The sequence below is a fragment of the Flavonifractor sp. genome (assembly GCF_019422385.1).
GTDB lineage: Bacteria > Bacillota > Clostridia > Oscillospirales > Oscillospiraceae > Flavonifractor > Flavonifractor avistercoris.
This window is the reverse complement of the sequence record NZ_JAHZDL010000018.1, coordinates 23,011-33,553: the sequence shown is the minus strand read 5'-3', so window position 1 is coordinate 33,553 and position 10,543 is coordinate 23,011. Positions and strand designations below refer to the sequence as shown.

At 54.4% G+C, this 10,543-nt stretch carries 12 protein-coding genes and 1 tRNA gene; 1 reads left to right on the top strand and 12 read right to left on the bottom strand.

Translation table 11 applies throughout. The features are described from left to right. The first annotated feature begins 139 nt into the window (after positions 1–139). Positions 140–225, top strand: a tRNA-Leu gene (locus QZ378_RS04310). Between the two features lie 59 nt (positions 226–284). Here QZ378_RS04310 and QZ378_RS04305 read toward each other — a convergent pair. The 12 genes from QZ378_RS04305 to QZ378_RS04250 all read right to left on the bottom strand — a co-directional run bounded on the left by QZ378_RS04305 (position 285) and on the right by QZ378_RS04250 (position 10,446). Continuing rightward, positions 285–542 (bottom strand): DUF4368 domain-containing protein, encoded by a 258-nt coding sequence (locus QZ378_RS04305; RefSeq protein ID WP_291257426.1) that lies wholly within the window; start codon positions 540–542, stop codon positions 285–287. A gap of 76 nt (positions 543–618) precedes the next feature. Next, positions 619–1,011 carry a GH25 family lysozyme gene (locus tag QZ378_RS04300; RefSeq protein ID WP_291257425.1) on the bottom strand — a complete coding sequence of 131 codons (393 nt, stop codon included), beginning with the start codon at positions 1,009–1,011 and terminating at the stop codon, positions 619–621. Then, positions 951–2,690, bottom strand: coding sequence for an S-layer homology domain-containing protein (locus tag QZ378_RS04295; protein ID WP_291257424.1), 1,740 nt, complete (start codon positions 2,688–2,690; stop codon positions 951–953). The genes QZ378_RS04300 and QZ378_RS04295 overlap by 61 nt, the downstream gene beginning before the upstream one ends. Positions 2,691–2,732: 42 nt before the next feature. Next, complete coding sequence (locus tag QZ378_RS04290) at positions 2,733–4,607, bottom strand: CotH kinase family protein (RefSeq protein ID WP_291257423.1); 1,875 nt, start codon at positions 4,605–4,607, stop codon at positions 2,733–2,735. Then, positions 4,583–4,786 carry a hypothetical protein gene (locus QZ378_RS04285; RefSeq protein WP_291257422.1) on the bottom strand — a complete coding sequence of 68 codons (204 nt, stop codon included), beginning with the start codon at positions 4,784–4,786 and terminating at the stop codon, positions 4,583–4,585. The genes QZ378_RS04290 and QZ378_RS04285 overlap by 25 nt, the downstream gene beginning before the upstream one ends. A 13-nt stretch (positions 4,787–4,799) precedes the next feature. Continuing rightward, a complete protein-coding gene (locus tag QZ378_RS04280) occupies positions 4,800–5,471 on the bottom strand; it encodes a DUF4956 domain-containing protein (RefSeq protein WP_191379546.1) in 672 nt (223 codons plus the stop codon). Between the two features lie 30 nt (positions 5,472–5,501). Then, positions 5,502–6,023: a polyphosphate polymerase domain-containing protein gene (locus tag QZ378_RS04275; RefSeq protein WP_291257429.1), complete on the bottom strand. Its 522-nt coding sequence runs from the start codon at positions 6,021–6,023 to the stop codon at positions 5,502–5,504. 102 nt (positions 6,024–6,125) lie between these two features. After that, entirely contained in the window at positions 6,126–6,965 is an 840-nt protein-coding gene (locus QZ378_RS04270) for a hypothetical protein (RefSeq protein WP_291257421.1), read from the bottom strand. A 1-nt stretch (position 6,966) separates the two neighbouring features. Then, positions 6,967–7,455, bottom strand: coding sequence for a topoisomerase DNA-binding C4 zinc finger domain-containing protein (locus tag QZ378_RS04265; protein WP_291257420.1), 489 nt, complete (start codon positions 7,453–7,455; stop codon positions 6,967–6,969). A 62-nt stretch (positions 7,456–7,517) separates the two neighbouring features. Continuing rightward, positions 7,518–8,024 carry a response regulator gene (locus QZ378_RS04260; protein WP_291257419.1) on the bottom strand — a complete coding sequence of 169 codons (507 nt, stop codon included), beginning with the start codon at positions 8,022–8,024 and terminating at the stop codon, positions 7,518–7,520. A 361-nt stretch (positions 8,025–8,385) separates the two neighbouring features. Beyond that, positions 8,386–9,423, bottom strand: a complete 1,038-nt coding sequence (locus QZ378_RS04255; protein ID WP_291257418.1) for an aldo/keto reductase — start codon at positions 9,421–9,423, stop codon at positions 8,386–8,388. A gap of 30 nt (positions 9,424–9,453) precedes the next feature. Continuing rightward, on the bottom strand, positions 9,454–10,446 hold the full coding sequence (locus QZ378_RS04250) for an aldo/keto reductase (protein ID WP_291257417.1): 993 nt from the start codon (positions 10,444–10,446) through the stop codon (positions 9,454–9,456). Between the last annotated feature and the right edge of the window lie 97 nt (positions 10,447–10,543).

The window sequence follows — 10,543 nt, the reverse complement described above, 5'->3', positions numbered from 1 at the left end:
CCTTATCCTTCATCCTTTTTTATTCTTCTGTCCAATATGTATTGTAGTCCTACAATATTTTTCTCTATATGTTGGAATATTTCAGTTGACAAATTCACTCTGCACAGCTATAATAGTTAAGTAACCTTTGAGGCAATCTGCGGATGTGCTGGAACTGGTAGACTGGCTAGCTTGAGGTGCTAGTGGCCCATGGCCGTACGGGTTCGAGTCCCGTCATCCGCACCATGACGAGTGTTCTTACAGCATTTGAAAAGCTGTAAGAACACTCGCTTTTTTCGCCGATTTCATCCGGCGATGGTGGATGGGGCGTAGTTGACGACTACGCCTTTTCTTGTGTTTACGGACACCTCCGGGGCGGGCAGCGGGATCAGCTCCGGGATCTCAATGCCCCCTACGCAGTTATAGTGGATACGGAGCCGCTGCTCCCATACCCCGTCTACCTTCTCAGCGTTGAACACTCCGCCCTTCTCGATGAGCTCGTTCATCATCCGGGGCGTCAGCTTGCGGGCGCGGGTGTATTTGCGGACCAGGGAAATGAACATACCATAAAAAGCAGACACCCACATTTTTGAGGGTGTCTGCTTTCACTTTATAGGTGCAGCTGATTATAGTGTTTCCTCATTCCTTTTGAATCAACTGAAGGTTCAGATCCACATCGCCGGAAATTCCATCCACACTCCCAGTGGAAGAATACTGCCACATTTGAAAATCATAATAGAAATCCGGTGTATCGCTGTATTGCGCAAGCCAGAAGTCATATTCCATTACCTGGCTCAAGTCATATTTGATATACCCGGCATAACTGGTAAGGTAGATCATGGCCTCATATCCGGCCTCCTCCACCATGGAGCAGAATGTATTCGCACAGGCGCAGAGCGTTTCCGTATCTAGGCCGTAAGTACGGGCCGATTCTGTCCCGATCACCTCCCAATCAAAGACCACGGGGTAGGTCAGATCATATCCATCCAAATATTCGAGGACAAATTCCGCCTCCTCAGCCGCCTCTTCCACTGTAATAGCCTGGGAGAAAAAGTAGACCCCACGTCCAGGCCTGCAGCGATAGCTCCTTCCAGATTAGCGGTAAAATTGCGGTCCAGATTCATCGACCCGCTTTCTCCATAGCCCCGGAATCCCAGCCGGATGATCGCAAAATCGATCCTATCGTTTTTTACAGCCGCCCAGTCGATGTCTCCCTGATAGACGGAAACATCAATGCCGGTGCGGGTCTCCACGGTATCGGACTCATAGTAGATCCGCCCGTCCTCTTGATAAAAGGCATCCGCATCATAGGAATTGACCGGCACATCCTCCAGAACATCCACCAGATAGGAGCCATAGGCAATCTGCTCCGGCTCTTCCTGCTCTGTCTGTTCTGCCTCGGTCTCATCCAAATTGGCGGCTTCCTGCCACTCCAGCATGCGTGAAAGAATGACGGTTATCTCCGCACGGCTGATGGCGCTGTCCGGCTGATAGATCAGAGAACCATCCGCGCCATAACTTCCCTGTACAATCCCGGCCTCATAGAGTGATGTCACAAATCCATCTGTCGTATCGGAGAAGGGAGAGGACGCCTGGGACGCAGAGAGGTTCCATGTTTTGGCGGCCATCTGCGCAATCAGCAGACGGCTGGCGGAGTCGTCCAGGGTCTCCTCCCCAATGCCCTCCAGAATTCCCAGGGAAAGTGCCAGCTCCAGGTAACCGCTGGCCCAGTGACTGCCGGTCATCTCCTGATCTTCATAGCCTGCGCTGCAGAGGATCAGCGCAAGGGCTGTACCCAGTGTCACAGGATCATAGGGCCCAAAGGTGCCATCCGGATATCCGGCCACCACACCTGCCTGACCCAGTTCCTGCACATAGGAATAGAACCAGTCTTCTTCAGAGACATCGGAAAACAGGGGAACTGCGGTCTCAGCGGCCTCCCAGAGCGCGGATACCGCCAAATCCTCCTGAACAATATCGTCCTCCGCCCAAAGCCGGCCATCCTCTGTCTGCCAGCCGGTCAGCTCATACCCGGCGCGTTCCGCGCTTGGAAGAACTCCAAGGGTTGCCCCCCGCTCATAAAAGACGATATCCTGTTCCACTGTGCCGTCGCCGGCATCCAGCGTCACGGAAACAAAGGCTTCGGTGGATTCCCCGGTATAGTCTTCATAGAGAAACAGACAGGCCTCCCGGAGCCGGCGCTGCACAAGGACGGAATTCACTGCCCCATCCGCATGGCACCATACGCCCAACGCATTGACCAGATCGATGTCCGTCCAGCTGTCTGAACTTCCTGTCAGCAGATCCACAAGGCTGCAATCCTCCGTCATCCATCCCTCGCCCAGGTTGTAGGTAAAACTCAGCAGGGCGTCAAACTGTGCCTGGGTTGGTGTGACTTCGTACTCCTCCAGCCACGCGGACAACGTATTTCCCATGTCGTCCAGTGCCTCAAGCAGGAGTTCCTCCGCTTCATCCTGGGTAATACCATCCGGATAATCCGCCTCTTCACATCCGGTTCCGTAGCCTATGTACCACTGTCCGCCGCTCTGGTATGCTTCGGAAGAAAAGCCCTCCAATTCTTTGATCAGCTCCAGCCCGTCCGTACTGATCACCATCGCCTCCTCTGCGGCGGAGGCAATGGTGATCGCGGGAGAGAGGGGCGTGATCAAAAGAGAAAGAGCGGTCAAGACTGCTGTTAATTTCGTCCTCATGATAGAATCTCCTTATAGCCATTTTGAATTAACAGGAAATGATCAGTGTTTCCGCGGGTACAAAAATACCGCGGTCAGCCCGATCAGCAGGCAGACTAGGGATGCCGCTAAAAGAATTGCGGTTTCCCGTTCCGCCTGAACGGCGGAATCTTCTTCCGGATTACTTCCCGGCTGCGTTCCTTGGGCCTCCGCCGGCTGACCCTGCCCAGCCTGGTTCCGGTTGCCAAATGAATCGGTCATCTGTCCCTGTGCCCCGTCCGTGACGTTGCTGCCCTCCTGCATGGGTTCCTCAGTTTGCAGTGTTTGGGTACTGTCTTCCGACGTTGGGGTGCCGCCCTCCTGTGTGAAGTCATTGCCCTCGTTTTCCGACTCGGAAGCTGGGGCCTCTTCCGGCACTGTTTCCTCGGATTCCGGAGCCGGGGCTGTTTCCTCCTGTGCCTGATCCGGCAGATCCGCAGACGTGGCGTCCTGCGCTTCCGCCGGGGGTTCCATGGCTGTCTGTGCCCCGGTTCCCGGCACGTTCTGTACAGGTACATTGTTTTCTGCCAGAAGGGAGGTAGTTATCACACCTCGGACAGATATCGATGCGGAAGTGGTCAGGTTTCCAGGGGCAGAACCTGTTTCGCCTCCCCGTTCTCTGCGCCCCTGTGGTCCTTCCTGGTCCCCACGGACAACATCTCCGCCCTGACCGGAATTTTCAGGCGCACCGCCGCCGAAAGCTCCCAGGTCGGACAACTCCAGCCCGGCGGCGTCGATCAGAGCGGAAGAATCCGCGGCCTGCCCGTCGCTGGTGGCGGGGATGGTACCCGCCAGTTGTCCGGAGACGCTCTGGGCCCGGAGGCTGCAGAATTCCTTCAGCGTGTCCGCCGCCGTTTGGAACTCTCCATAGGTGCAGAATTTTGTGGGGTCCAGCTGCACATAGGGGTCGAGCAGCGCGGCCGTGGCGTCGATCCTCTCCTCCAGCACCCCGCTGTCAACGAAATCGGTGAGAAACTGGCTGAAATATTGATGATACAGGCGGGTATAGCTCTCATCCTGGAAGATCCATGCCACCATGGGACGGGACTCCAGATCACCGCTGGATACCGGCGTGTCAATGGGGAAGTTCACCAGCTCGGTGGCGCTCATCTGTTCCTGAAAGCTGCCGAACGCCAGATTGTAGTCCCAGGGGATCATAGACAGCACGCCGTCCTCCTCATAGAGGTAGTAGTTGTGGACCATGGAGCCGGTGTAGCTGTCAAAATTGCACACGAAGTTGTGGACCACAAAGTAGCGCAGCACGGCGTCTGTATCCAGGATCTCCTCCAGATCCGCCCCCTGACTGAGCTGTTTGAGGGAGGCGATGAGCCGCTCCTGATCCGCCTGGCTTACGTCGGTCTTGGCGTTGTTGAAAATGTTGGAATAGCTGTCCGGGTCATTGTCAACATACTGAAGCTTGACATCGTCATTGCTTGCCCGGCCTCCTCCGCCTCCATTCATGCTGTCCGGCTTGTAGAGTTCCCCGTAGCTGCTGCCGTAATTGCGCCGCAGGAAGGCCTCTTCCACCCCCTCTACCGCCAGATACAGCCCCCAGTCCTCTCCGTTGACCGTCAGATAGACATAGCTGCACAGGGGCGCGGCCACACCGAAGTCCCCCATCAGCCGGTACACCAGGTAGTCCTTCATCATGGTGTTGTCCTGAATCAAATTGTTGAGGTTCAGCTTATCCAGGCCATAATAGGTCTTGGAGCTGTCGTAGTGGTCAAATTCCACTTTGAAGCTGTACCGATCATTGCCGTAGGCGGAAACAGAGGAGAGGGAGTTGTTCCCCTTCGCCCGGATCGCCGCGCTGCCGCAGGTCTCGCCGTCAATGACCAGAGAGCACTGAGCGTACTCCTTATCCTGGCAGGTCTCTAAAAATCCGTCCCAGTCCTCCATGAGAATGTCAATGGTATGGTGTGGACCTGGGAGGTGTCAAACAGCCGGGACTCATACCCCATTTCCACACTTGCCGCCTGAAGTCCCAGAGTTTCTCCGCACACAAAGGCCATGGTCAGGAGCAGGGTCAGGCAGGCTCCCACCAGGCAGATCACGTCAATATGCTTGCTTGTTGACACAGGACCGCCCTCCTCATCCCATATAGTCGCCGTTGTAGCTGACCAGAACCGCGCTGTCCACCCCGTCCATCTGGGAGAGCTGATTGATGAACTCGGTATCCTCATCCAGCAGCCGGACCTCCATGGTCAGCTCCACTTCGCCCAGGCGGACCGTCTTGCTTTTCACCACACAGCGCCGCACTTGATGTTCCAGGAAGGTCCGGGCCGTCCGCTCGCCCTCGGCGCTGCTGCACCGCAGGATCACAATGTACGGATTCCAATGGGACTTCCGGTTGACAAAGACCAACAGCATCAGGCCGATGAACACGCTGCCGATCACAGCCAGGGGGATCATGCCGGCGGCCAAGACGATTCCCACCGCGATGGACCAGAAGAGGAACACGATGTCCAGCGGCTCCTTGATCGCCGTCCGGAAACGGACGATGGACAGGGCGCCCACCATGCCGAGGGAGAGCACCACATTACTGGTCACCGCCAGAATCACCACAGTGGTGATCATGGCAATGGCGATCAGGGCCACCCCGAAGCTGGAGGAGTACATGACGCCGGAAAAGGTCTTTTGATAGACCAGAAAGATAAACAGCCCCAGGCCGAAGGCCAGCAGCAGCGCCATCCCCATGTCCAGCAGCGTCACGCTGGAAATGTTGTCCAGGAAGCTGGAGGTGAAAATATCGCTAAAAGTCATGAAATGACCATCCTTTCTGAATCTGCCGTGTCATCCGTAGAGTCGGCAGGCCGCATATTTGGAGAAGGGGGCGGTTCTTCTCCCCGCCAGCTGGACTGCGTCCCGGATCAAATCGGGGAGGAACGCGTCCCATTTTACTTCCAGCACCGCGGGAGCGTCCCCGGCGGGAACGGTCACGCAGTCCGGGTTCAGAAAGTCCACACACTGCAGCCCGGTCCGCAGGTGGTGGTCCAGCGTCACCCGGACATTTCCAGGGGCGTATACAAAGGCCTCCCTGGTATAGTCCACAATGGTTTTAGGCCGGAGCCCCTGAACCGCCATTTTGTGGTACAGCTCCTCCACCAGCGGCCTTCCGCATCCGGCCATCCAACCGCGGGCCCCATCCACAATGCTCTGTGCCTCCTGCGGACTCAGCGGCGCGCTCACCTTGCTGCCCAGTCCATTGCGCCGGCTCTTTTTTTCCAGCCGGATCACGGACAGGTCCCCATCATAATACCGGAGGCGAAACTTTTCCCTGGGATCTACTCCGTTCCGCTTTTCCCAACTCCCAATTCCCTTTTGTGTTCCCGGAGTAGAATTAGCTTAACCTAATGTAGATTTATTCATTAGGGGACATAACAAGAGGCAGGAACCGCTATGGCTCCTGCCTCTTGTTTATTCAGCTATATTAAAATCGAAGACGTACTCTTGAAGGGGCTGGTTCCAGTCATATGTACTTGCTTCCATAATTATCTGGAATGGTTCCTGTTGGATGGCAGGAAATACCACGACACCTTCTGTTGTTATTCCTGTTCGTATACTTGATTGCAATTCTGGATAGTCAGCCATGTAATTAGGCGTATACTCATACTGCGTACCATCCTGTATCAAAACCATATTAAAGCCATATAAACTGAATTCGCTACTTCCATTGTTTGTTACAGTTATATAAGCCCGTGTTTCTTTTTCGGCAAGTTCTACACTCTGAACAGTTACAGAATATCCATACTGCTCGACAGTATTGTTGATTGCTGTAGCGGTAGCAACTGTTGGTCTTACAGCATCTTTGTATGATATTACTTCGAGTGTATCTGCTTGTATGGCAGGTGCAACAATTTGTCCTCCTATCATATTTTCGCCTTCAAACACATCAATAACAGTTCCAGATATACGAATATATTGTCCATCTTCAAGTGTTAATTCAGGGGCAAAATAAGCTACAACAGTATTATAGTCGATATTTTCAGGGTCTGCCCACATTTGGAAGTATATACCGTCGCCATCATAATCAACGCCACCAAAAATGACGCCCACAAGCTCAACAGTTGATCCAATATAATCTGATGGATTCGAGTACATTCGTTTGATTTCACTATCGCTCAACGGTTCAGCTGGAGTTTCAGAAGATTCTGTATCGTTATTACCAGACCCAGGATTTGTGGTAGATGTAGTACACCCAACTAATATGGCAAGTAGAATGATTAAAAGTGCTCCCAAACAAAATCTGCTTCTCACTTTATTTCCCTCCCTTAGTATGGCTTTTCCAATACTCGATAATCTGCCCCATGTTACTTTCAACATTTCCAATGATAGGTATTTTAGCAGTATGTTTACATGCTGGATAACTAGAGCACCCTAAAAACTCCCCATACTTCCCTTGCTTAAATTTCATCGGGGCACCACAAATAGGACAAAACTTATGTAGTTGTATATCTTCGGGCTTGACAGATAACCTTACATCGCTAAGAACCGTGTGTCCAAAGAACGATATTAACCCATCGGTATCACCTTTCATCAGTCTACAAAAGAATTGATTTATAAATATCCTGTAAATTCTCTGATCATCAACGCCCAAAAACCAAAGATAGTCTGGAATCGATAGTCCAAGTACAACTGAGTGATGTCTCCCAGTTGTCATATACTGGCCTTCAAATAGCTTGGATAGTTCTTCACCTGTAGCATATCGTTCTTCGTATCCATTGTAAACTGGCTTCTTTTCTTTCATGAACGTCACTTCCGCTTTAAAGTTTCTTGATGCTTTATTCTTGCAACAGATTATACCATTTTTCATCTGTGCATACAATTGAACATCAGGACCTCCATCAGCCGGTACTCCAGCCTGGAGAGCCGGACGGACCGTCCGTTTCCGCACAGTTCACAGCTGTGGGAATTCAGAGAGAGACCGCCATAGGTCAGCACATCCGGCTGATACTGTTCCCTCCGCCGGAGCATTGCCCGGACCCGGGCCAACAGCTCCCCCATATCAAAGGGTTTGGGCAGATAGTCGTCTGCGCCCAGGTTCAACCCCTGAATGCGCGCCTCCACCTCGGCTTTTGCCGTCAGAAGCAGGATGGGTGTCCGGCAGCCCTCACCGCGCAGCAGCTTCAGAACCTCAAAGCCATCCAGCTTCGGCATCATAACATCGAAGATCATCCCGTCATAGGATTCTGCCCGGGCATAAGCCAGGGCATCCGCACCGTCGTACACCGCGTCCACCTGGTAATTGTGATAGGTTAAAATATCCACCACTGCCTCTGACAGGCTGACCTCGTCCTCTGCAAATAGAAGCTTCATTCTAATCACCCAAATTAAAATACCACAAGTAGCTTAAAGATACATTAGAATTACCCCTTAGAGATTTCACCACATTCCGAGGAATGCTGACGCGTTTTATAGTCTCACGGACGCTCGTGGAGAAAAATTAAGGGCAAAACACAGGGAGCGGCAAAAGAATGAAGCGGCAATGTGCTAAGCTCCGCCAAGTCCTCCCATCTGGGGCCGGTAGGCGTTTGGCTGGCCATGCGCCTGGAGCTGTGCACCCGTGGAGTACTGTTTTTGGTGCGCTTGTTACAGGCGCAGTGGCTGACACACGACTTGTCGGGGAATTAGAGCAAAAAAATCCGCCGGGGCCATTCCTCGGCGGATTTTCAGGCATTCAAATTTTCTGATTTCCGGTGGACCAGACGTGACTCTCTTTCGCCGCGGCCGGCGTGTTCTGGGCCATGACGCCCACCAGGGGATGGGGGACATAGGGTCCCTCCAGATAGGCGCACTCCTCGTCGGTCAGCTCCAGATCCACCGCTTTCGCCGCCCCTTCGATGTGGTGGAGCTTGGTGGCCCCCACCACCGGAGCCGTCACCTTGGTCAGCAGCCAGGCCAGGGAGACCTCCGTCATGGAGACGCCATGCCGTTCAGCCAATTCTGCCACACGCTGGATGATGGGCGCATCCTGAGCCACCATGCCGCCATACTTCATTTGGGCATAGCTGTCCTCCTGGAGCCGCCTGGAGGTCTCTCCGGGGTGCTTGGAGAGGCGGCCGCCGGCCAGAGAGCTGTACGGTGTCATGGCGATGTTCTCCTCCCGGCAGAAGGGCGCCATCTCCCGCTCCTCCTCCCGGAAGATCAGGTTGTAGTGGCTTTGCACGGAGACGAATTTGGCGAAGCCCTCCTTTTCGGCCAGAGCGTTGGCCTTGCACAGCTGCCATGCAAAGCAGTTGGAGATGCCGATATACCGGGTTTTGCCCTCTTTTACCATCTGGTTGAGACCGTCCAGAATGTCATAGAGAGGCGTCTGATAGTCCCACATGTGGTAGATATACAGGTCCACATGGTCCATGCCCAGGTTTTGCAGGCTTTTCTCCAACAGACGGCGGATGTGCTCCTGTCCGGAAACACCTGCCTCGATCTCCTCGTTGGTGCGGGGGAGAAACTTGGTGGCCACCACCACCTCATCCCGCCTGGCAAAATCCCGCAGGGCCCGGCCCAGGTACTGTTCGCTGGTGCCGCTCTGATAGCCGATGGCGGTGTCGAAGAAGTTGACGCCCAGCTCCAGACCGCGCTGGATGATCTCCCGGGAGTGCGCCTCGTCAATGGTCCAGCTGTGCTGGCCGTTGGAGGCGTCCCCAAAGCCCATGCACCCCATGCAGATGCGGGACACCTTCAAGCCTGAACTGCCCAACTGCGTGTATTTCATCCGTATCCTCCATTCTTTTTGCCCGCTGTCTTATTGCTCGGTCAATCTGTTCTGCTGGGCATTGTATCGGTCGCCTGTCACGACGATCTGATCCAGTTCTCCGTTGAGCCTCCGCATCTCCCCGGCGGTAAAGGTCACCTGGTCAGCGGCCAGATTTTCCTGAAGCCGCTGCAGCTTGGTGGTTCCCGGAATGGGAACGATCCAGCCCCTCTGGGCCATGAGCCACGCCAGGGCGAACTGTGCTGGGGTGCAGCCCTTTTCTGCGGCGTGGCGCTTTACAAATGCCACGATCTCCTGATTGGCGTCCAGTGCCTGGGCACTCTGAAAGCGGGGCATTCTGGCGCGGACATCCGCCGCGTCAAACTGGCGGTCCTTGTTCAGTGTTCCCGTCAGATAGCCCCGCCCCAGGGGGCAGAAGCAGACCAGCCCGATGCCCAGCTCTTCCAGGGTGGGGAGCAGCGCCTTCTCCGCCTCCCGATACCAGATGGAGTATTCGTTTTGGATCGCGGTGAGAGGCACCAGGGCATGGGCCTTCCGGATGGTACGGATGGACACCTCGCTCATGCCCCAGTGGAGGACCTTGCCCTCCTCCATCAGCCGCGCCACGGTTTCCGCCACCGCCTCCACCGGCACCTTGGGGTCTGCACGGTGCTGGTAGAGCAGATCAATGTGATCCGTCCGCAGGCGTTTCAGGGATCCCTCGACCGCTTTCCGAATGGTTTCGGGCCGGCTGTCCAAGCCAACAGACGTTCCGCCCTGAATATCAAATCCGAACTTTGTGGCGATTACCACCTGATCCCGGACGCCCTCCAGGGCCTCGCCCAGGATCTCCTCGCTGGTATACGGCCCATAGACCTCTGCTGTGTCAAAGAAAGCGGCCCCCTGTCCCACAGCTTCCCGGACAAAGCGGACCATGTCCTGCTTGTCCGGGATCGGAGGATAGGCGGAAACCATTCCCATGCATCCAAGCCCTACCGAACGCACAGTGAGAGGACTCTTCTTCCCTAAAATGGTTGTTTTCATGATTTTGCAAGCCTCCTCCGTTTGTATTCAGCATAGCACAAATGGTTTCAAATGTAGAATGCTTATTTTCTATTATAAAAAATAGGAAATAAGCATT